General features: G+C 42.3%; 13 protein-coding genes and 2 pseudogenes. 11 read left to right on the top strand and 4 right to left on the bottom strand.

Annotated elements, in window-relative coordinates; translation table 11 throughout:
* Positions 1-107: 107 nt before the first annotated feature.
* The 3 genes and pseudogenes from wapA (at position 108) to AC07VD_RS04295 (ending at position 8,277) form a co-directional block, all read left to right on the top strand.
* Entirely contained in the window at positions 108-7,115 is a 7,008-nt protein-coding gene (wapA, locus tag AC07VD_RS04305) for a tRNA nuclease WapA (RefSeq protein WP_342819399.1), read from the top strand.
* Positions 7,116-7,137: 22 nt separating this feature from the next.
* Positions 7,138-8,057 (top strand): annotated as a pseudogene (gene wapI / locus AC07VD_RS04300) (immunity protein WapI).
* An 89-nt stretch (positions 8,058-8,146) separates the two neighbouring features.
* Positions 8,147-8,277: pseudogene (locus AC07VD_RS04295) on the top strand (hypothetical protein).
* A gap of 211 nt (positions 8,278-8,488) precedes the next feature.
* On the opposite strand, the gene AC07VD_RS04290 reads toward AC07VD_RS04295, so the two are convergent.
* Positions 8,489-9,010: a DUF2812 domain-containing protein gene (locus AC07VD_RS04290; RefSeq protein ID WP_024571831.1), complete on the bottom strand. Its 522-nt coding sequence runs from the start codon at positions 9,008-9,010 to the stop codon at positions 8,489-8,491.
* Between the two features lie 2 nt (positions 9,011-9,012).
* Complete coding sequence (locus AC07VD_RS04285; protein WP_024571830.1) at positions 9,013-9,348, bottom strand: PadR family transcriptional regulator; 336 nt, start codon at positions 9,346-9,348, stop codon at positions 9,013-9,015.
* A gap of 164 nt (positions 9,349-9,512) precedes the next feature.
* Between AC07VD_RS04285 and AC07VD_RS04280 the strand changes: the two genes are divergently transcribed.
* Both AC07VD_RS04280 and dbpA read left to right on the top strand, forming a co-directional pair.
* A complete protein-coding gene (locus tag AC07VD_RS04280) occupies positions 9,513-10,661 on the top strand; it encodes a rhamnogalacturonan acetylesterase (RefSeq protein ID WP_129092812.1) in 1,149 nt (382 codons plus the stop codon).
* Positions 10,662-10,743: 82 nt separating this feature from the next.
* Entirely contained in the window at positions 10,744-12,183 is a 1,440-nt protein-coding gene (gene dbpA / locus AC07VD_RS04275) for an ATP-dependent RNA helicase DbpA (protein ID WP_129092811.1), read from the top strand.
* A gap of 18 nt (positions 12,184-12,201) precedes the next feature.
* Here the strand turns inward: dbpA and AC07VD_RS04270 are convergent, their stop codons facing one another.
* Positions 12,202-13,488: an MFS transporter gene (locus tag AC07VD_RS04270; RefSeq protein WP_129092810.1), complete on the bottom strand. Its 1,287-nt coding sequence runs from the start codon at positions 13,486-13,488 to the stop codon at positions 12,202-12,204.
* Between the two features lie 206 nt (positions 13,489-13,694).
* Between AC07VD_RS04270 and AC07VD_RS04265 the strand changes: the two genes are divergently transcribed.
* The 3 genes from AC07VD_RS04265 to bglS all read left to right on the top strand — a co-directional run bounded on the left by AC07VD_RS04265 (position 13,695) and on the right by bglS (position 16,328).
* Positions 13,695-14,375, top strand: coding sequence for a hypothetical protein (locus AC07VD_RS04265; protein ID WP_160832048.1), 681 nt, complete (start codon positions 13,695-13,697; stop codon positions 14,373-14,375).
* A 94-nt stretch (positions 14,376-14,469) separates the two neighbouring features.
* Positions 14,470-15,303: a BglG family transcription antiterminator LicT gene (gene licT, locus AC07VD_RS04260; protein ID WP_160832049.1), complete on the top strand. Its 834-nt coding sequence runs from the start codon at positions 14,470-14,472 to the stop codon at positions 15,301-15,303.
* Positions 15,304-15,599: 296 nt separating this feature from the next.
* Complete coding sequence (gene bglS / locus AC07VD_RS04255) at positions 15,600-16,328, top strand: beta-glucanase (protein ID WP_024571825.1); 729 nt, start codon at positions 15,600-15,602, stop codon at positions 16,326-16,328.
* Between the two features lie 144 nt (positions 16,329-16,472).
* Here bglS and citH read toward each other — a convergent pair whose 3' ends face one another.
* Positions 16,473-17,753 (bottom strand): citrate transporter CitH, encoded by a 1,281-nt coding sequence (gene citH / locus AC07VD_RS04250; RefSeq protein ID WP_003227205.1) that lies wholly within the window; start codon positions 17,751-17,753, stop codon positions 16,473-16,475.
* A 200-nt stretch (positions 17,754-17,953) separates the two neighbouring features.
* Between citH and AC07VD_RS04245 the strand changes: the two genes are divergently transcribed.
* The 3 genes from AC07VD_RS04245 to yxiS all read left to right on the top strand — a co-directional run bounded on the left by AC07VD_RS04245 (position 17,954) and on the right by yxiS (position 22,538).
* On the top strand, positions 17,954-20,014 hold the full coding sequence (locus AC07VD_RS04245; RefSeq protein WP_217017304.1) for a catalase: 2,061 nt from the start codon (positions 17,954-17,956) through the stop codon (positions 20,012-20,014).
* A gap of 168 nt (positions 20,015-20,182) precedes the next feature.
* Positions 20,183-22,213: an AAA family ATPase gene (locus AC07VD_RS04240; RefSeq protein ID WP_217017303.1), complete on the top strand. Its 2,031-nt coding sequence runs from the start codon at positions 20,183-20,185 to the stop codon at positions 22,211-22,213.
* A gap of 34 nt (positions 22,214-22,247) precedes the next feature.
* Complete coding sequence (yxiS, locus tag AC07VD_RS04235; RefSeq protein WP_014478421.1) at positions 22,248-22,538, top strand: protein YxiS; 291 nt, start codon at positions 22,248-22,250, stop codon at positions 22,536-22,538.
* Positions 22,539-22,586: the final 48 nt, after the last annotated feature.

Below are 22,586 nucleotides of genomic sequence, written 5' to 3'. Positions count from 1 at the left end.
CTAATCCTTAAAATAAGATAAATTTTCTAGAAAAATATTGTAATAATATTTCAGTCTAGTTAAGATTATTGAGTAAATATTACTTTTATTACAAAAGGAGAGAGAAAATGAAAAAAAGAAAGAGGCGAAACTTTAAAAGGTTCATAGCAGCATTTTTAGTGTTGGCTTTAATCATTTCATTAGTGCCAGCCGATGTACTGGCAAAATCCACAGAAGAAGAGAATGGAAATCGTATTGCTGCCGATGATCCAGAAGAAACTCTTCAGAAAGAACAAACTGAGAAAGCTGTACCTTTTGATCCAAAAGATATAAACAAAGAGGGTGAGATCACCTCTGAAAGAACAGAAAATACAAAACTCTATTATGAAGGTGACGGTGTCTATAAACAGGAAGTATACCTTGATCCTATTCATACAAAGGAAACACCTGATGCCGACTGGGAAGACATTTCTCCTGAGTTAAAAGAGTCGACAAGCAAACAAGTCGAGACAGCGAACGCTATTTTGAATTCAGATTTTCAAAAGCAAATGAAGAACGGGCTTTATGCGACTTTTGAGCATAATGACCATAAGGTTACATATTCACTTGTAGAAGCGAAAGGCCTGAATAAAACTTCACTTACTCCGAAAGATACCTCAGCAGATTATAAGACTGACAGTAATGAGATTGTGTATCCGGATGTTTTTCCGAATATTGATCTTCAGACTTTCACATTCAATGAAAACATAAAAGAAGATTTAGTCCTTCATCAGTATGATGGATACAACACATTTACATTTCAGTTAAAAACCGATTTGCAGGCTAAAGAACAAGAGGATGGATCCATTGATTTTTCTGATGAAAAAGGCAAAGTTGTTTTTTCTGTGCCTAAGCCTTTTATGACGGATTCAAAACTAGATGAGCTTTCCGGCGAGGTTGAACGGTCAGACAAAGTCAGCTATAAGCTGGAAAAGAATGAAGAAGGGTATTTGCTTCATCTTACGGCAGACGAGAACTGGCTGAAAGACCCAGAACGCGTATATCCAGTATCTATCGACCCGTCAACTTCTTTATCTGTTTCATCGGACACGTTTGTCATGAGTGCCTACCCGACGACGAACTATTCGGCCTCCTCACAAAAATGGGATGCTAATTTAAAGGCCTATGTACTGAAAACGGGCTATTATGACAAAACAACAGGCACAAACTATGCGTTCATGAAATTTAACAACCTAAAGCCAATTCAAAATATGACTGTCACTAAAGCTACATTAAAAACATACGTAGCCCATTCCTATTATGGAACAAAGGCAACCGGTCTTTGGCTGGATACGGTCAACAGCAATTATGATAATGCAAAAGTGACATGGAACACCAAACCGGCATCTAAAAATATCGGAAAAGCAGACGTCCATAAAGGACAGTGGGCGAGTTATGATGTGACCGCTGCTGTAAAGTCATGGAACTCCGGCGGGGCCAACTATGGATTTAAGCTTCATACAAACGGAAACGGCAAGGAATATTGGAAAAAACTAATTTCTTCAGCGAACTCCGCCAATAAACCGTATATTGAAGTGACGTATACCATACCAAAGGGAAACACCCCTACAATTAAAGCTTATCACAACGGCGATTCCACAGGTTATTTCGATATCAGCTGGAAAAAGGTTGAAGGCGCAAAAGGATATAAGGTATGGATCTACAATGGTAAGGAATATCAAGCGATTTCTGCAGGCAACGTCACGTCGTGGAGCACAAAAGGGAAAAAAATCTGGCCTACGAGCGCAGAAATTGCCTCCAAGAGATATAAACTGCATCTGGACGGCAAGGGTGGAGCTGAATTGGCATTAGATCCATCCCCGGTCTATAAGAATTCCGGCGGAAGCTATGCTACAAGCAAAAACTACTGGATTGGCGTCAGTGCAGTATTTGACCAAGGTGAAGGAGCGATGTCCGCACCGGCAAAGCCCGTTATCCCTAATGTAGGAAAAGCACAAGCACCATCAGCAAAGGGCTACAATAATGGGAATGCCACAGGTTATTTCGATCTTTCTTGGAAAGCTGTATCTGGTGCAACCGGCTATAAGATTCAGGTGTTCAATGGGAAAGGCTTTGAGACACTTGATCTGGGAAATCAGACGTCTTGGACCACCAAAGGGAAAAAGATTTGGCCGACAAGTGCTGAAATTAAGGCTGGGAAATATGCTCTTCATCTGAAAGACGGCAATGGTGCAGAGCTGCCGATCAATCCCGGCCCAACTTATAAAAACGCCGGGGGAGATGGAGCCAAAAGAAATTACTCGTTTAAAATTATCGCATACAACAAAGACGGCGAATCCATTGCATCACCGGCTGCTAACCCGGCACTTCCTGATATCGCTAAGCCAAAGAATTTAACTGGCTATTTGTATACAAATACAAAATCGAGTCAAACGGGCTATGTGAATTTGATATGGGAAAAGGTTCAAAATGCGAAAGGCTATAAAGTTAACATTTACAACGGTAAAGAATATCAATCCTTTGATGTGGGTGACGCGGATCATTGGACAACCCAAAATAAAAACATCTGGCCGACTTCTGAGGAAATCAAAGCTGGAAGCTATAAGCTTCATACAGATGGAAAAGGCGGGGAATTAGCCCTCGATCCATCACCTGTCTATAACAATGCAAATGGGAATTACAAAGGGAAGAAGAATTATTCTTTCACGCTTGTCGCTTATGATGCGAATGGTGAAACAATTCCAACGGCGCCCTTTAACCCAACGTTCCATGAAGGAGCAGAATTCCTTGGGACAGAAGAATACTGGTCTATCATTGATATCCCAAGCGGCCAGTTAAATGGTGCGACAGGCAATGTCATTGTGAATGAAGAAGATTTGTCAATTGACGGACGCGGTCCGGGACTTGGCTTATCGAGAACCTACAACAGTCTTGACAGCTCTGATCACTTATTTGGACAAGGCTGGTATGCTGATGCAGAAACATCTGTCATCTCAACGGATGGCGGGGCAATGTATATCGATGAAGACGCTACGACACATCGATTCACGAAAAAAGCCGATGGCACGTTTCAGCCGCCGACCGGTGTATATCTTGAATTAACAGAAACAGCTGATCAGTTCATATTAAAAACAAAGGATCAAACCAACGCTTATTTCAATAAAAAAGGCGGCAAACTCCAAAAGGTAGTGGATGGCCATAACAATGCAACTGTCTATACTTACAATGACAAAAATCAACTGACCGCCATTACAGATGCATCAGGCCGCAAGCTTACATTTACCTATGATGAAAACGGCCATGTGACGTCCATCACAGGACCTAAAAATAAGAAAGTCACCTACTCATATGAGAATGATTTGCTGAAGAAGGTTACAGATACAGACGGGACTGTCACAAGCTATGACTACGGTAGTGAAGGGCGCCTTGTCAAACAGTATTCAGCCAACAGTACCGAAGCAAAGCCTGTCTTTACCGAATATCAGTATAGCGGACACCGTCTCGAAAAAGCGATCAACGCTAAAAAAGAAACATATGTCTACAGCTATGATGCTGATAAAAAGACACTTCTCATGACACAGCCAAATGGCCGGAAGGTACAGTATGGCTATAATGAAGCGGGAAATCCGATTCAGGTCATTGATGATGCTGAAGGGCTAAAAATTACAACGAATACAAAATATGAAGGCAACAATGTCGTAGAAGATGTCGATCCAAACGACGTGGGCACCGGAAAAGCAACGGAAAGCTATCAATATGACAAAGATGGCAACGTTACGTCGGTTAAAGACGCATATGGAACTGAGACATACGAATATAACAAAAACAACGATGTCACAAAAATGAAGGATACCGAGGGCAATGTCACGGATATTGCTTATGACGGACTGGATGCTGTATCCGAAACCGATCAGAGCGGAAAATCATCGTCAGCAGCCGTTTATGATAAATACGGAAATCAGATTCAATCCAGCAAAGATTTATCAGCTTCAACTAATATTTTGAAAGATGGAAGCTTTGAAGCGCAAAAATCTGGCTGGAATCTGACTGCCTCTAAAGACAGCGGCAAAATTTCAGTCATCGCCGATAAAAGCGGAGTTCTTTCCGGATCAAAGGCATTGGAAGTCTTGAGCCAATCAACGTCTGCAGGAACCGATCACGGGTATTCCTCAGCGACTCAAACAGTTGAACTGGAGCCGAATACAACCTATACATTAAGCGGGAAAATCAAAACGGATCTAGCGAAATCAAGAGCCTACTTTAACATTGATCTGCGAGACAAAGATCAAAAACGAATTCAATGGATTCACAATGAATACAGTGCATTAGCCGGAAAAAATGACTGGACAAAACGGCAAATCACTTTTACGACTCCAGCGAATGCAGGAAAAGCCGTTGTGTATATGGAAGTCGATCATAAAGATAAAGATGGCAAAGGAAAAGCATGGTTTGATGAAGTCCAGCTGGAAAAAGGCGAAGTATCGTCAAGCTATAACCCAGTTCAAAACAGCAGTTTCACAGCAGCAATGGAAAGCTGGAATGTAAGCGGAGCATCCGTTGATTCTGAAGAAGGCTTTAATGATGAAGTATCATTAAAAGCTGCCCGGACCAGTGCGTCCCAAGCCGGATCAGTAACAAAACAAACCGTTGTCTTAGGGCAAAGCGCAAATGACAAACCGGTTTATCTCACACTGACAGGCATGTCGAAAGCAAGCAGTGTCAAGTTCACAGATGAAAAAGACTATTCTCTGCAGGCTAATGTCACTTACGCGGACGGCAGCACAGGCGTATACAATGCGAAATTCCCTTCTGGAACACAGGAATGGAACCGCGCAGCTGTTGTTATACCAAAAACAAAGCCGATCAATAAAGTCGATATCAGCATACTGTTCCAAAAGAGCGCAACAGGAACCGCGTGGTTTGATGATATCCGTTTGATTGAAGGAAGCCTTCTGACAAAAAGCACGTATGACAGTAATGGTAACTATGTGACCAAGGAAGAAGATGAACTAGGATACTCTACTTCAACTGATTACGATGAAACTGGTAAGAAAACGTCTGAAACGGATGCAAAAGGTGAAAAAACATCCTATACGTATGATCAGGCAGACCAACTGACAAACATGACGCTCTCCAACGGCACTTCTATCCTTCACAGCTATGATAAGGAAGGCAATGAGGTAAGCAAAACCATCCGGGCGGGAGCAGATCAAACCTATAAATACGAATATGATGTGATGGGCAAGCTTGTCAAAACAACTGACCCTCTGGGCAATGTGCTAGCAAGCGAATATGATGCCAACAGCAATCTGACCAAAACCATTTCACCGAATGGCAACGAAGTATCTCTTTCTTATGATGGAACAGACCGGGTGAAATCAAAGTCGTATAACGGTACAGAAAAGTACAATTTCACGTATGACAAAAATGGAAATGAAACGTCGGTCGTTAATAAAGAGCAGAACACCACAAAGAAACGGACATTTGACAATAAAAACCGTTTAACCGAATTGACTGACCGCGGCGGCAGTCAAACTTGGACATACCCTAGTGACTCCGATAAGCTGAAAACCTTCTCGTGGACTCATGGGGACCAAAAAGGAACGAATCAATTTACGTATAACAAGCTGGATCAAATGATTGAGATGAAAGACAGTACATCTTCCTATTCATTTGATTATGATGAAAATGGCAACGTCCAAACCTTTATTACGGGCAACGGCGGTGGAACAAGTTTTTCATATGACGAAAGAAACCTTGTAAGCTCGCTGCATATCGGTGACAAAAACGGCGGAAACATTCTGACGGAAAGCTATGAATATGATGCCAACGGAAACCGTACCACTATAAACAGTTCAGCAAGTGGCAAGGTGCAATATGAGTATGGGAAGCTGAATCAGCTTGTCAAAGAAACCCATGAAGACGGTACTGTTATTGAATACACATATGATGGATTCGGGAACCGGAAAACCGTTACAACTGTAAAAGACGGCTCAAGCAAAACAGTGAACGCTTCCTTCAACATCATGAACCAGCTGACAAAAGTCAATGATGAAAGCATCTCTTACGATAAAAACGGCAACCGCACATCCGACGGCAAATTCACATATACGTGGGATGCAGAAGATAACCTGACCGCCGTTACAAAAAAAGGCGAAGACAAGCCATTCGCAACATATAAGTATGACGAAAAAGGAAACAGAATCCAAAAAACCGTCAACGGAAACGTCACGAACTACTTCTACGACGGAGACAGCTTGAACATCCTGTATGAAACAGACGCGGACAACAACGTCACAAAATCATACACGTACGGAGACAGCGGCCAGCTGTTATCCTACACAGAAAATGGCAAGAAATATTTCTATCACTACAACGCACACGGCGACGTCATCGCGATCTCAGACAGCACTGGAAAAACCGTTGCCAAATATCAGTACGACGCATGGGGAAATCCAACAAAAACCGAAGCAAGCGATGAAGTAAAAGACAACCGCTATCGCTACGCAGGCTACCAATACGACGAAGAAACCGGCCTGTACTATCTCATGGCCCGCTACTACGAGCCAAGAAACGGCGTGTTCCTATCGCTCGACCCAGACCCGGGAAGTGACGGAGATTCACTGGATCAGAATGGGTATGCTTATGGAAATAATAACCCTGTGATGAATGTTGACCCGGATGGGCATTGGGTATGGCTTGTGGTAAATGCCGGATTTGCAGCCTATGATGGGTACAAGGCATATAAATCAGGTAAAGGGTGGAAAGGTGCTGCTTGGGCAGCTGCTTCTAACTTTGGGCCTGGGAAGATATTTAAGGGTGCTAAAAGGGTTTATAGGTTTGCGAAATCAGGTAAAAATTTCAACTGGAAACATATCAAAAAAGATCATGGTCCTAAGTCGAAGGCACGAATGCCAAATGGGCAACCAAAAAGCAAGTTTAGAAGTGCTAAAACTTTAAGAAGAACAACTAAGGCAACAGCAAGAACTAGACCGGCATACGTCCAGAAAGATGGTAGAACAGTTCACTTTAAGAAGTTTAAAAAGCCTATTGGAAGAAAAACGAATGGTCGGCATACTTATACTGTAAAGGTTGTTAAGTCTGGAAGGTATGTTGTAACGAGTTATCCTTATTAAAAAGTGAATAAAAGGAAGAGGGATGATTCTTTCTTCCTTTTAAAAATAGAAAGGATGTCATCTATGCATGAACTAAAATTTAGAGATTTGAATGTCGAAGTAAATGAGGAAGATACAGTATTACTATCGATGACTGAATCGGAAATAATTGTATTGACTAAAAAGGAAATCGATTATGGTGCTAAATATATAAATCATATTGTTCTCTACTGTAACACTGATGGACGATTCTTAAATAGCTTTAGCATACAAACAAACGAACAAGTCATAAATGTACAAAAAGTTGATGATTCATTCTTGTTTTTGATTGATAAAGAGTACGAGGATAGTGTTAGAGACGTTGAACCCAATATATATTTGTGGAATCCGATTGAAGGATTCCATCAATCTTTTTATGCGGGGCGGTACATTAATTCAATGATGATAGATCAAAATAAGAATTTATGGGTCGGCTATGATGAAACGGGTATATTTTCATGCGTTGATCAGGAAATAAGCACGAGAGGGATTAATAAATTCGTTTTTAAAAATGGAAAATATGAATTGTATTCCCACGGTGTTAGTTCTTATGTGATTGACCAATATTATTCTACTTTTGTAAGTGAGGATGCCATCTATTTGTATTACAGATCGATGGGTGAAGATTATTTACAAAAATTGAATTTACTTGGAGAAACATTAGAAAGAGTTGAGGTTGGAATAGAGTGTAGTTCATGCATCAAAAATGGATCATCTATTTATCTTTTCAGTCGTGATGATGACTCTTACAATATTGAAAAAGCATTCAAGACGAATGACATGCAAAATTATGTAGAACAAGAAATTTCAAATGAAAACAATGGAGAAAGTCTATGTTTTACACAAGTAGCTTCCTATAAAGATAAGGTTGCAGGAATTGATCATAATAATAAGCTTTTTCTGTTAAATAATCAAAGCTTATAAAAGGGGATGCTTAACAAGTAGACTCATCAAATTTAGTAAGCAGTGAAAGTGAGAAATCTAGATGAAACATAAAAATACGGGGAATTCATTTGAATATCACACAATACGAGAAATTGAAAAAGCATCTTTCTGATGAGGATACAGGTCCATTTACATTAAACGAGTTTTCTTTCTATATGAAAGAAGATGATCGTTATATCAAATTCCTGTGTTTGAATGAAAACGATCAGCTCAAACCTGTGACATTCATTTGCGGTTTGAAGACATTAGTTTATCAAAGCTGGATGACCTTGAATCCATCGATGCGGTTGAGTTGGAGATTGAACCGACTTGACGATCAATGGGAAAGACTCCGTTATTATGTGTATGATCAAGAAGATCAGATGAGTTTCTATTGCGGAGGGTGGGATGTGATTAAGTGTGACAAGAAGTCACACTGATTTTCCCCACTTTCCAAGCGTTCTTGCTTTTGTTGCCGCATATGTCACGAGAAACGGAAAAGTCACAACCAGGAAAGCCAAAGGCACCCAATTTGATAATCCTGTTACATAATGGAGTGCAATTGACAAGAGAGTCAGGAAGCTCAAGGTGCAGGTTACGTTTCGAACGTCTTTTTCGCTTCTTTTATATTTCTCTCTCATGGTGGATTGATCACTGTATATCGGCGAAGTTCCGGGCTCAGCCGAAAAGATATGCATACCTTGTGAAGAGCAAACATGTTCCCATCCGGCCGCTTCAAACATCACGGTGTATTCCGCCAAGCTTTCTTCCTCAACATCATGATAATCAATACTGTAGATCAATTTCCGCGGCTCAGCTTTTCTAAGCTTATACCCCATAAACGCAAAAGAATCGAGTACCCAGCCTTTGCTGGCCATATCACTTAGTCTCTTCATATCCTTTTCTTCTGAAAAGGCCAATCCTTCAGACATCATAAATTTTTTCTGTTTCATGACTAATCCCCTTTCAATTGTTGAAAAGCACGTTGACCGTGTTCAGCCATCACTTTTCTGCGCTGAATTTCTTTTTTGAGTAGTTCTTGGCCGTGCAAGGTGGTTTGGTACACTTTGCGGCGCGGGTTGTCATTGTTGACAAGCTCAATGATCCCTTCTTGCAGTAATTTCTTTAACAATGTATATAAGGTAGCCGGGCCGATCGTAAAGGAGTCATCGGTCATGTCCTCAATCTCCTGCATGATCGAATATCCGTGTTTTGGCTCCAGCAAGGTTAAGACAATATAATAGGCTGGATCGGTAAGCTGATCCATTTCCTGCGGACGTTGCTTTGGCAAGTGTTCACCTCATTTTCTATATCAACAAATGATATATCATCTATTGATATAATAAAATCTTCCTTTTTGTTTGTCAACGCCATTTTTTTCTGCATTCAGTCATCATAAAGAAACAATCACCGAGTATGCATTAATGTATGCGTTTTCATAGAGGGGGTTTCTTGATGAAAAAATGGATGGCAGCGGTTTTTGTGATGATGTTGATGCTGGGTTTTGGCGGGATTGAGAATGTGAAGGCGGCGGAGCCGAAGGTGTATCAGTTTGACTTTGGAAGCGGTTCGGTGGAGCCTGGTTATATTGGCGTCAGGGCGTCTGATCGGTATGACCGCTCAAAGGGCTACGGTTTTCAAACACCGGAGAATATGAGGGATGTGGCGGCATCCGGGACTGGTGTGAAAAGGGATGCGGTTCAGTTTTTAGCGTATGGGACGAAAAGCAATAACACGTTTAATGTGGATCTCCCGAATGGCCTTTATGAGGTGAAGGTGACGCTTGGCAATACGGCAAGGGCCAGTGTGGCGGCGGAGGGCGTGTTTCAGGTCATTAATATGACAGGGGATGGCGCGGAGGATACGTTCCAAATTCCTGTCACCGACGGGCAGCTGAATCTGCTGGTGACAGAGGGGAAAGCTGGCACCGCTTTTACGCTTAGCGCCTTGAAAATAAAGAAATTGTCTGATCAGCCGGTGACGAACCGAACCATTTATGTCGGCGGCGACTCGACGGTGTGCAATTATTATCCGCTCAACAGCAGCAAGCAGGCGGGCTGGGGGCAGATGCTGCCTCACTATATCGATAAACACACCTTTCAAGTGAGAAACATGGCGTCTGGCGGGCAGATCGCGAGAGGGTTCAGAAATGATGGACAGCTTGAGGCGATCTTGAAGTACATCAAGCCGGGGGATTATTTTATGTTGCAGCTCGGCATTAATGACACAAATCCGAAGCATAATGAATCTGAAGCGGAATTTAAAGAGATGATGCGTGATATGATTCGTCAGGTGAAAGCGAAAGGAGCGGACGTCATCCTATCAACGCCCCAGGGCCGGGCGACCGATTTTACTTCTGAGGGCATCCATTCGTCTGTAAACAGATGGTACAGGGCCTCTATTTTAGCTTTGGCCGAAGAGGAAAAAACACATCTCATTGACTTAAATGTCCTCAGCTCGGCATACTTTACATCGATCGGTCCGGAAAGAACACTCGGGCTTTATATGGATGGAGATACGCTGCATCCGAATCGCGCGGGGGCCGACGCACTGGCACGATTGGCTGTTCAGGAGCTAAAACGCCAGGGAATCGATGGCTTTTAACACATCATATTTTCGACAAAACACATATGCCTTCGTCAATTAGAGTATAATGAGAACATCTGCAAGAGACAGGAGTTTATACATGAGTCATTTTAAAAACTATCAAATCAGTCATGACATTTTACGAGCACTGGAAGGACTAGGATATACAGAACCGACCAAGGTGCAGCAGAGCGTGATCCCCGCTGCCCTTGAACGAAAGGATCTTGTCGTCAAATCACAGACGGGAAGCGGGAAAACGGCTTCGTTCGGGATTCCTCTCTGTGAGCTGGCGGATTGGGATGAAAACAAGCCGCAGGCGCTTATTTTAACTCCAACCCGTGAGCTTGCGGTGCAAGTAAAGGAAGATATCACGAACATCGGACGATTTAAACGGATCAAAGCGACAGCCGTATTTGGAAAATCCTCCTTTGATAAACAAAAAGCTGAGCTTAAGCAAAAAAGTCACATTGTTGTCGGTACGCCGGGACGTGTTCTGGATCATATCGAAAAAGGCACGCTGCCGTTGGATCGTCTCTCTTATTTGGTCATTGATGAAGCGGATGAGATGCTGAATATGGGCTTCATTGAGCAGGTGGAGGCGATTATCAAGCATCTTCCGACTGAGCGCACGACGATGCTGTTTTCGGCGACGCTTCCGCAGGATATCGAGAAGCTGAGCCGTCAATATATGCAAAACCCCGAGCATATCGAAGTCAAAGCGGCCGGGCTTACCACAAGAAATATTGAACATGCGGTGATTCAAGTAAGAGAAGAGCATAAATTTTCATTGCTGAAAGATATGCTGATGACGGAGAATCCCGACAGCTGCATCATTTTCTGCCGAACGAAAGAGCACGTCAATCAGCTGACCGATGAATTGGATGACTTAGGATATCCATGCGATAAAATTCACGGCGGAATGATTCAGGAAGACCGATTCGACGTCATGAATGAATTTAAACGTGGCGAGTACCGTTACTTAGTGGCGACGGATGTCGCCGCGCGCGGGATTGATATTGAAAATATCTCCCTTGTCATCAACTATGATCTGCCGCTTGAAAAGGAAAGCTATGTCCACCGCACGGGCCGAACGGGACGCGCAGGGAACAAAGGAAAGGCCATTTCGTTTGTCACGGCCTTCGAAAAACGGTTTTTAGCCGACATTGAAGAATATATCGGATTTGAGATTCAAAAAATAGAAGCCCCTTCTCAAGAGGAAGTGGCAAGGAAGAAACCAGAATTTCTAGCTAAAATGAATGACCGTCCGGAAAGCAAAAAGGACAAAAGCGAAGAGCTGAATAAAGACATTATGAAGCTGTATTTTAACGGCGGAAAGAAAAAGAAAATCAGAGCCGTTGATTTTGTAGGAACGATTGCCAAAATTGACGGTGTGTCAGCTGACGACATCGGCATCATCACGATCATGGATAACGCCTCATACGTTGAGATTTTAAATGGTAAAGGCCCTCATGTTCTCAAAGTGATGAAGAACACAACCGTCAAAGGGAAAAAGCTGAAGGTGAATAAAGCGAATAAATGATGAATGACCTGCTCCCAGTTATAGGGGCAGGTCATTTTGCTGCTGGCTGACACCGGCGCTGGTCTCCTCCGGAACAAAGGCCAGAATCACAATACCAATTACAAACAAAATGATCAGACTGAACACCGCAGTCGAGGATTTCCCGGTCAGCTGGGCTGTCACGGCAATGAGCAGCGGCCCCATAATTGAGGCGAATTTTCCGAAAATGTTGTAAAAACCGAAGAATTCATTGGCGTGGCGCTTTGGCACAAGCTTGGCGAAATAGGAACGGCTTAGGGCTTGAATACCGCCTTGCGAGGTGGCGACAAGCATAGCCAGTATCCAGAAATCAAGCGTTGTCTCCATAAAATAGGCATACACGCAGACGATCATATAAATGACGATCCCGACGTACAGCATTGTCTTCCCCGTGAAGCGTTCTGCCAGTTTTCCGTATATAATCGAAAACGGCGCGGCGACCACCTGGGTGACAAATAGGATGATCAGAAGGCTTGAGGAGCCGATCCCTAAATCTGATCCATAGGATGTCGACATCGTAATAATCGTGCCGACTCCGTCGATATAAAAGAAATAAGCGAGCAAGAAGAGGAAAAGTGCCCGGTATTGTCTGATCCGTTTCATCGTTTGGCCGAGCCGCTTAAAGCTGTTGATGACAATATGAGGTTCTTTTTTGATGTAATAGCGTTGATGGACATGTTTAATCATTGGGATGGTGAACAGCCCCCACCAGGCAGCCGTTATGAAGAAGGACAGCTGGCTTGCGGCCGATACAGACACTGGAATAGTCTCTGCTTGTGCGAGCAGGATGACAGCAATACTGATGATAAATGGAATCGTGCTTCCAATGTATCCTAAGCCAAAACCCCGTGCTGAGACGAGATTCATCCGCTTCTCAGGCGTGACGTCAACGAGAAAGGCATCATAAAACACATTGGCGCCGGAAAAACCGATAGCCGATATCGTATAAAACAGCAACAATAGCAGCCAATGTTCACTAGGGATAAAGGCGAGCATCGCGGTGCTGGCGACACCGGCTGACACAAAGAAACCGAAGAACTTTTTCTTGCACCCTTCATAGTCGGCGATTGTGCCTAAAATAGGGCCGAGCATCGCAAGAATAAACGTTGAAATCGCAATGGTATAGCCCAGATAGGCAGTCGATTGAGCGGCGCTGACACCGCTTTCCGCAGCTGCTGATTTATAAAATAACGGAAATACCGCGGTGGTCACGACAATTGAGTAAGCAGAATTTGCCCAGTCATATAACACCCAGCTGTTTTCTTGTTTCGTAAAACGTTTCATCATCAGAGCCCCTCTCCGGTAACGATACTTCTATTGTACGAGAAATAGGCCTGAAAAGAATGGAATGCACGTCAATTTTTACAAAATATTTATGTTTTTTCGCTTCAAATCATACTTTTGATTTATTGCTGGGGTTAGGTGCATCTGGTACCATTTAACTATATTTCATGGTATTTTCCAGAAGGGATTCAGCAGAGAGGAGACAGAGCATGAGGCGAATAGGCTTGTGTATAAGCCTGCTGGTCACAGTTCTTGTGATGAGCGCATGCGAAAGTGAAGGTGAGGCTCAGATGTTCGCAGACTGTGATCAAAAGACAGTAAAACAAACCGCAGCCAAACCGATGAGCAGTAAGAAAAAGCAGGATTTCCAAGCCCTCGCAAGCGACAGGCAGCTGGCCATTGTGTTCAGTTCCATGATACAAGTGAGCGAAGCATTTGATTATGGAATCGGCAATCCAGAATACTTCGTGCGAAGCAGCATGACTGAAGAAGAAGCAGACATTGCGAAGGAGAATCTCGAATCGATTAAGCTTGAGAACAAATCGCTCAAAAAACAAAACAGCGAGGCGGTCGCCTTGCTTCAAAAAACGCGTAATCAAGACATGAGCCGCATCGAAATTCAGCAGCTGACAGAAAATAGAGCCGCTTTTTTTGAGACCGCAGACAATATGATCAAACTCATCGGCCAAGTCACACCGAAAAACGCGAAGAAGACAAGACAGCAGCTGGATCAGCTGAAAAAACAATATACACAATACAGCGCCGAAAGCGTCAAAAGCATGAACAGCATTGTCAGAAAGCAGAAAGCTGACAAGGCATCATTTGAACGCCATCTGGAGGCGCTGCTTCAAAAACAGCCCGGACAGCAGGTACGGAGTGAATTGTACTGATCAGCTTCCGTCTTTCCCTGATGATATTGACCTAGTACAAAAAGAATGTACAATCAAGATATAGTCTGTTCTTAGTTGATTGGAGGGACATGTCATGAAAATTGCGAAGGTGATCAACAATAATGTGATCAGTGTGGTCAATGAACAGGGGAAAGAATTGGTCGTCATGGGCAGGGGGCTCGCGTTTCAGAAAAAGTCCGGCGATGATGTCGATGAAGCCCGCATTGAGAAAGTGTTCACGCTCGATAACAAGGATGTATCAGAAAAGTTCAAAACCCTTTTGTATGATATACCGATCGAGTGTATGGAAGTATCCGAAGAGATTATCAGCTACGCAAAATTACAGCTTGGCAAAAAGCTCAACGACAGCATCTATGTGTCGCTGACCGACCATATTAACTTTGCCATCCAGCGCAACCAGAAAGGGCTTGATATCAAAAACGCCTTGCTGTGGGAAACAAAACGGCTGTACAAAGACGAATTTGTGATCGGCAAAGAAGCGTTGGTTATGGTAAAAAACAAGACAGGTGTTTCTCTGCCAGAGGATGAAGCAGGCTTTATTGCTCTGCATATTGTAAATGCCGAGCTGAATGAAGAGATGCCCAATATCATCAACATTACAAAAGTCATGCAAGAGATTTTGAGTATTGTAAAATACCATTTTAAGATTGAATTCAACGAAGAATCGCTTCACTATTATCGGTTCGTCACCCACTTAAAATTTTTCGCGCAGCGCCTTTTTAACGGCACTCACATGGAAAGCCAGGACGATTTTTTGCTGGATACAGTGAAAGAAAAGTATCATCGCGCGTATGAATGCACGAAGAAAATCCAAACCTACATTGAGCGGGAGTATGAGCACAAGCTCACAAGTGACGAGCTGCTGTATTTAACCATTCACATAGAAAGGGTAGTTAAACAAGCATAATGAGAGCGCTGACATTTTTATTTTCGTGTGTTCGTTTTTTTCTTACATTTCCATATGATAATGTTAGGATTGTTACTGATAAAGCAGGCAAAACCTAAATTACAATGAGTGCGGATCATCTCTGTCTGTGCTGATGGTAATTTAGGTTTTTATTTTTTTCAGGGGGAAGATGAAGATAGTTACAGGATTCAAGTAAGTAAGATTCGGTATTATCATTATTTTGACCGATGTTCCCTTTTAAAAGAATCATGTAAGATCAACATAGAAAACGCTTTCAATGAAAGGGGAATGCCAATATGCCTTATCTGAAACGAGTGTTGCTGCTTCTTGTCACTGGATTGTTTATGAGTTTGTTTGCAGTCACTTCTACTGCCTCGGCTCAAACAGGTGGATCGTTTTTTGACCCTTTTAACGGCTATAACTCCGGTTTTTGGCAAAAAGCAGATGGTTATTCGAATGGAAATATGTTCAACTGCACGTGGCGGGCTAATAACGTATCAATGACGTCATTGGGTGAAATGCGTTTAGCGCTAACAAGCCCAGCTTATAACAAGTTTGACTGCGGGGAAAACCGTTCTGTTCAAACATATGGCTATGGACTTTATGAAGTCAGAATGAAACCAGCTAAAAACACAGGGATCGTTTCATCGTTCTTCACTTACACAGGTCCAACAGATGGAACTCCTTGGGATGAGATTGATATCGAATTTTTAGGAAAAGACACAACGAAGGTTCAATTTAACTATTATACAAATGGTGCAGGAAACCATGAGAAGATTGTTGATCTCGGGTTTGATGCAGCCAATGCCTATCATACGTATGCATTCGATTGGCAGCCAAACTCTATTAAATGGTATGTCGACGGGCAATTAAAACATACTGCAACAAACCAAATTCCGACAACACCTGGAAAGATCATGATGAACTTGTGGAATGGCACGGGTGTCGATGAATGGCTTGGCTCCTACAATGGTGTAAATCCGCTATACGCTCATTATGACTGGGTGCGCTATACAAAAAAATAATGCCAAATGTGAAAGAGCCTGCTGCAATATAGCAGGCTCTTATGATTGTAATGAGGAGTTGTTGGCATGAATCTTCTATTCACTCATAATATCCTATTTGATCTTCTCCCCTCTGTACTCAATGCTACGATCAAGCTCATACATTTAGAAAGAAATAATCCCAATCAAAAGCGCCGCAATGGTCATCACAATCGTTGTTCCCACGGCCCATTTAATAGTGAATTTTTGATGGTCGCCAAAGCTGACGCCTGCCATTCCTACCAATAGATAGGTGGAAGGCACAAGTGGGCTGAGCAGATGCACAGGCTGCCCCAGCAAGGAGGCCCTCCCGATTTCAGCGGCGTCTATTCCGTAAGCGGAAGCGGCTTCGGCGATGATGGGAAGGACACCGAAGTAAAAGGCGTCATTCGACATGAAAAAGGTGAAGGGCATGCTGACGATCGCAGTGATCAACGGCAGGTGCGGGCCCATGGCATCAGGGATGAGTGAAACGAGAGAATGCGCCATGGCATCCACCATTTTTGTGCCGGAGAGAATGCCTGTGAATATGCCCGCAGCAAACACCATTGAGACAACGTTTAACGCATTACCCGCATGCGCCGAGATTCGTTTCTGCTGCTCTTTGACATTTGGATAGTTGACCATCAAGGCGACGGCGAACGCAGTCATAAAAAGAACAGGAAGCGGAAGCAGGCTGGTGATCAGTGCGGCCATCAGAGCGACAGTCAGCAGCAGGTTAAACCATTGAAGAGCGGGACGCTTGAGCGGTGCGGCCTCCGGATCGGAAGACGGTGCGTGATCAATCGAAATGACGCCGAGCCGCTTCCGCTCTTTCTTTCCGAGGATATAAGCAACGGCGATCACCCAGAGAATGCCGGCGATCATAGCGGGAATCAGCGGCGTAAAGACCTCTGACGTGTCCAATTTTAAGGAGGCCAAAACCCTCGCAGTCGGCCCGCCCCACGGGATAATATTCATAACCCCCGAACCGAGCATCGCTATTCCCGCTAACACCAAACGGTTCATGCCGAGCCGTTTGTAAAGAGGCAGCATTGCTGCAATGGTAATCATATAGGTTGTTGTCCCATCTCCGTCCAGCGAAATGGTCATGGTCAGAACCGCTGTGCCTACGGCGATTTTTAACGGATCTCCTTTGACAAACGATAAGATTTTGGCAATGAGAGGATCAAACAGACCTGAGTCAATCATAATGCCGAAATACAGGATGGCGAATAACAGCATGATACCGGTAGGGGCGAGGTCTGTAACGCCCTGAATCATCATCTCGCCGAGATCTTTGCCAAATCCGCTGATCAGGGCAAACACAATAGGAACGACAATCAAAGCAATAAGAGCGGAAAGCCGGTTAGACATAATAAGGTACATAAAGACAATCATCATCACAAAACCGAGTATGGCAAGCATGATATGACCTCCCCTATTCAACAGCTTTTTTAGTAAGCGCTTCCATCCTTTCTTTCTGTGAAGAAGGCTTATTTCAAATGTGTATGACCGCATATTTATATGTAGACCAAAAATCCTAATGAGCGGATTAGCAGTTTATATGAAGAACGCCACGGGTAAATGTGCTGTAGAATGTTTCGTTTTAAAAAGGGGGAGCAGACATGAGTGATGACCAAAACAAACGTGTAAATGAACACTCAAAGGACGAGCAGCTTGAGCAGTACAGGACCGATAACAGCGGGAAGAAAATGACGACAAACCAAGGCTTGCGAGTGTCAGAGGATGAGCACTCGTTAAAAGCCGGGGTTCGCGGCCCGACGCTGATGGAGGATTTTCATTTCCGGGAGAAAATGACGCACTTTGACCATGAGAGGATTCCGGAGCGCGTTGTGCATGCGCGCGGATTTGGCGTGCATGGCTTTTTTCAGGTTTACGAACCAATGACGGAATATACACGGGCCAAATTTCTTCAGGACCCTTCGGTGAAGACACCGGTATTTGTCCGTTTCTCTACGGTTGCGGGTTCTAAAGGCTCCGCAGACACGGTGCGGGATGCCAGAGGCTTTGCGACTAAATTTTATACTGAAGAAGGAAACTATGACCTTGTGGGAAATAACATTCCGGTGTTTTTCATTCAGGATGCGATCAAATTTCCGGATTTGGTTCATGCGTTTAAGCCTGAGCCACACAATGAAATGCCTCAGGCCGCGACTGCTCACGATACGTTTTGGGATTTTGTCGCCAATAACCCTGAGTCGGCTCACATGGTGATGTGGACGATGTCAGACAGAGGCATCCCGCGCAGCTACAGAATGATGGAAGGCTTCGGCGTTCACACGTTCCGTTTTGTCAATGAACAAGGAAAGGCACGTTTCGTGAAATTTCACTGGAAGCCGGTGCTCGGCGTGCATTCTCTCGTATGGGATGAAGCGCAGAAAATTGCCGGGAAAGATCCGGATTTCCATCGCCGTGACCTGTGGGAAACAATTGAAAACGGCGGCAAGGTTGAATACGAGCTCGGCGTGCAGATGATTGATGAGGAAGATGAATTCAAGTTTGATTTTGATATTCTTGATCCGACTAAGCTGTGGCCGGAAGAGCTTGTGCCGGTGAAGATCATTGGGAAAATGACGCTGAACCGCAACCAGGATAATGTGTTTGCGGAAACAGAACAAGTCGCATTCCACCCGGGAAATGTCGTGCCGGGCATCGATTTTACAAATGACCCGCTATTGCAGGGGCGACTTTTCTCTTATACGGATACACAGCTGATTCGTCTTGGCGGTCCGAACTTCCATGAGCTTCCGATTAACCGGCCGGTATGTCCATTCCATAACAATCAATATGACGGCTATCACCGGATGACGATCAATAAGGGACCTGTCGCTTATCATAAAAACTCTCTGCAAAACAATGATCCGTCGCCTGCGACAGCTGAAGAAGGCGGCTACGTCCACTATCAGGAAAAAGTCGAGGGCAAAAAAATCCGCCAGCGAAGCGACAGCTTCAACGATTATTACTCACAGGCGAAGCTTTTCTGGAACAGCATGTCTCCTGTGGAGAAACAGCACATCATTTCTGCTTTCTGCTTCGAGGTCGGGAAGGTCAAAAGCAAAGACGTACAGCGGCAGGTCGTTGATGTCTTCAGCAATGTCGATGCTGATTTAGCAGAAGAAATCGCCAAAGGAGTAGGCGTGGCGGCGCCCGCGAAGCGTAAAGCATCTAAAGAAATTCTTACTTCGCCTGCGTTAAGCCAAGCCCGTACAGTGAAAACCGCGTCAACAAGAAAAGTCGCTGTACTCGCCGGAAACGGATTTCATGAAAAAGAGCTGCAAACAGTGCTGGAAGCCTTAAAGCAAGAAGGAATCACAGTAGATATCATCAGTCAAAATCTGGGGTATATGACAAGCGGCAGCGGACAGCAGCTTGAGGCCAACGGCACGTTCCTGACGGTTGATTCTGTTCTGTATGATGCCGTCTATGCCGCAGGAGGACTGGAGTTAAAAGACAACAAACAAGCGATGGCGTTTATCAGAGAAGCTTACAATCACTACAAGGCAATCGGTGCGGCAAATGAAGGAATTGACCTTCTTCAATCCTCTGTCGGGACAACAGAGGGACCAGGCATCGTAGCGGCTGAAGAAAAACCTGACTACACCGCTTTCAGCAAGGCATTTATCGATGCGATTGCTGCTCATCGCCATTGGGATAGACAGATATAATTTATTAAAAAGAGTATCTTTTATAAGGTACTCTTTTTGTTTTTTCTAAAATCATATTAAGTAGAATATTTATAATGAATATGATAGTCTAAATATGTAAAGTTTTGAATGTTTTCTTTTTAATTCCATAGTTATTATATAAATAGATTGTTGAGGTGGGCAAAAAGGATGATAATTGGAACTTTTATTAATGGGTATAAATCTTATGCAAAATCAATTTTTGCTCCTATTGCAAATAATAATGATCAAAAATACGCTGTCTATATTGGAGCAAACGGAGTTGGGAAAAGTGGTATTTTAGAAGCATTAGATGTTTTTTTCAATGGGCGTGAGTGGAATGCTACAAGAGGTTCTACTCGCGAAGATCGATATATCACCCCGATCTTTTTTATTGAGAAGAAAAGATTTCTAACGTTTTTATTTAACAGTCATCGTTACAGTAAGTCAGATATTGATGTTAATAGGAAACTTTTAAATGATTTAAATAATATAAGTTCTCAATTTTGGAATGGCATACAAGATTCGCTTAAAGGAGCTGCAAGAAGAGAGTATATTAACACATTTTATACATTTCTGTCCACTTTAACTAAGGATACCGACCAAGAAGAATATCTAATATTACCTTCAGGTACAAAATTTAATGGAAAACCGACTTTGGCTCCCTTCGATAGTCATTTTAAAAATTTATTAGGTGACAAAGAGTATGAAAAGAAAATTGACAGGTTAAGAAAATTACTTAGAGATTATTATGCATATGTCTACATTCCTGTTGAACAAAGTGCTGATGAAATTCTAAAGATAGAGGATAGGCAAATGCAAACTTTAATGAATAAAGACGTCCTAAATGAAATTGATAATGTATTAACTACTAAGTATGAAATAGAAGGGAGAAATAAAAGTTTTTTGTCGTTTATAAATGATTATTTAAATACGTTTATGGAAAATATAAATGAATCCATACAACTGATTGATAAACAATATAATTATAGTCCTGAAGCGAATAGTAAAAGAAACTTAACTGTAACAGATATAAGAGAAAAAGTTTTAGAAGCCTATTTTTCTAAAAGACCTTTAAGGTATAAAAATCGTGAAGTAAATAAACTAAGTTCTGGTGAACAAAGAAAGGCGTTAATTGATATATCATATGCATTCTTATCAAATGTAAAAGAAATGGATAGGGAAATTATATTAGCTATTGATGAACCTGAAGTTTCTATGAATGTAATTAACTGTTTTCCACAGTTTGAAAGACTTGAACAGTTATCAAAGGTTTATAATAGACAAGTGCTTATTACTACTCATTGGTACGGGTCTTTACCTATAACGAATAGCGGTCACCTATTTCATCTACATAAAGAAATTGAAGGCGATGTATGTATTTCTAATTTTAGTTTTTTTGATTATTTAGACGAACAAAGAAGATTTCCTAATGATATTGGACTTAAAAGCATGTTTGATTTGGCAACTAGTATAATAAGTTATTCAAAATCTGCTAATAATACTAACTGGATTATTTGTGAAGGGAGTACAGATAAATTATATCTTGAAGAGATCCTTAGGGATAATGGAAACTTCAAGGTATTACCGGTAGGGGGTTGTGCAAATGTTATAAAATTATATGGTCTCCTAAGTTATCCATTAGCAGATAAAACTACAGCTAATGCTATGAATGGAAAAATACTATGTTTAATTGATACGGATTCAAAAAGAATGGAAATAACAAAAGCACCGGAGGGTAATGGAAGAATTGATATAAGAAGATTACAAACGTTAACAAGTAATAATATTCAATCAGTTAGACTGTTAGAGCCTTGGAAACAAGGACAATATTATGAGAAGACTGTTATAGAAGACTGCTTAAATCCGAAAGTTTACTACAATGTCATTAAAGAAATAATTAATTCCGATGCAAATATGACTATTCAACAACTTTTTAGCATGTATCGGTTTAATGAAAATACAAGATTTTCGAGAGTTTTAGACGAATCCTCATCTTTTTTAATTCCTATGAATATAGAGGCAGCTCAGAATAAAATAAAAATAGCAGAATTTTTAGCTGATAAAAAAATCAAAACAAAAGTTGCTTTATTATACAATGAAAAGTGCAAAGAAATGCAATCATCAGATAATCTATTATCCGATGCGATTTGCAAGTATTTCAATATTACTGATAGAATTAATGAAGAAGTATTAACTTAATATTTATTTAACTATATTGCAGGAGTATATAACTATGAACGAAAAACAGCTCGCTGAAGCTTACGAACGCGATGAAAATATGATGATTTTGGTGTTTGCCCAATGGTGCGTGAACCATGATCTTGATCCGATGGAGCTGTACGCCAAAGCGTATCCGCAGCAAAAGCTGAATGAAAGCTTGAAAAAAACCATGGACGATCTGGTCGTGCCAAAACACGAAGCAGAGCACATTCCGGACCAGACTGTCATTGCGGTATTAGAGATGTTCGGAAATACAGATTTGGCACAAGCCGTTCATGAAGCGATTTCTGGGCGCAAACAGTAAAAAAAGAGACATCCTGTGTCTCTTTTTTTATTGGGAAAATCATGCTGT

Source organism: Bacillus sp. GW821-FHT01G09 (genome assembly GCF_059422205.1).
Note: the sequence above shows the minus strand (reverse complement) of the source record. Positions and strands in the feature narration are given on the sequence as shown.

Bases quoted from the DNA above. Each gene is read 5' to 3' on its own strand.
- AC07VD_RS04280 (WP_129092812.1), top strand. From the start codon at position 9,513: ATGAAAAAATGGATGGCAGCGGTTTTTGTGATGATGTTGATGCTGGGT.
- AC07VD_RS04240 (WP_217017303.1), top strand. From the start codon at position 20,183: ATGATAATTGGAACTTTTATTAATGGGTATAAATCTTATGCAAAATCA.
- AC07VD_RS04270 (WP_129092810.1), bottom strand. From the start codon at position 13,488: ATGATGAAACGTTTTACGAAACAAGAAAACAGCTGGGTGTTATATGAC.
- bglS (WP_024571825.1), top strand. From the start codon at position 15,600: ATGCCTTATCTGAAACGAGTGTTGCTGCTTCTTGTCACTGGATTGTTT.
- yxiS (WP_014478421.1), top strand. From the start codon at position 22,248: ATGAACGAAAAACAGCTCGCTGAAGCTTACGAACGCGATGAAAATATG.
- AC07VD_RS04290 (WP_024571831.1), bottom strand. From the start codon at position 9,010: ATGAAACAGAAAAAATTTATGATGTCTGAAGGATTGGCCTTTTCAGAA.
- dbpA (WP_129092811.1), top strand. From the start codon at position 10,744: ATGAGTCATTTTAAAAACTATCAAATCAGTCATGACATTTTACGAGCA.
- licT (WP_160832049.1), top strand. From the start codon at position 14,470: ATGAAAATTGCGAAGGTGATCAACAATAATGTGATCAGTGTGGTCAAT.
- wapA (WP_342819399.1), top strand. From the start codon at position 108: ATGAAAAAAAGAAAGAGGCGAAACTTTAAAAGGTTCATAGCAGCATTT.
- AC07VD_RS04265 (WP_160832048.1), top strand. From the start codon at position 13,695: ATGAGGCGAATAGGCTTGTGTATAAGCCTGCTGGTCACAGTTCTTGTG.
- AC07VD_RS04245 (WP_217017304.1), top strand. From the start codon at position 17,954: ATGAGTGATGACCAAAACAAACGTGTAAATGAACACTCAAAGGACGAG.
- citH (WP_003227205.1), bottom strand. From the start codon at position 17,753: ATGCTTGCCATACTCGGTTTTGTGATGATGATTGTCTTTATGTACCTT.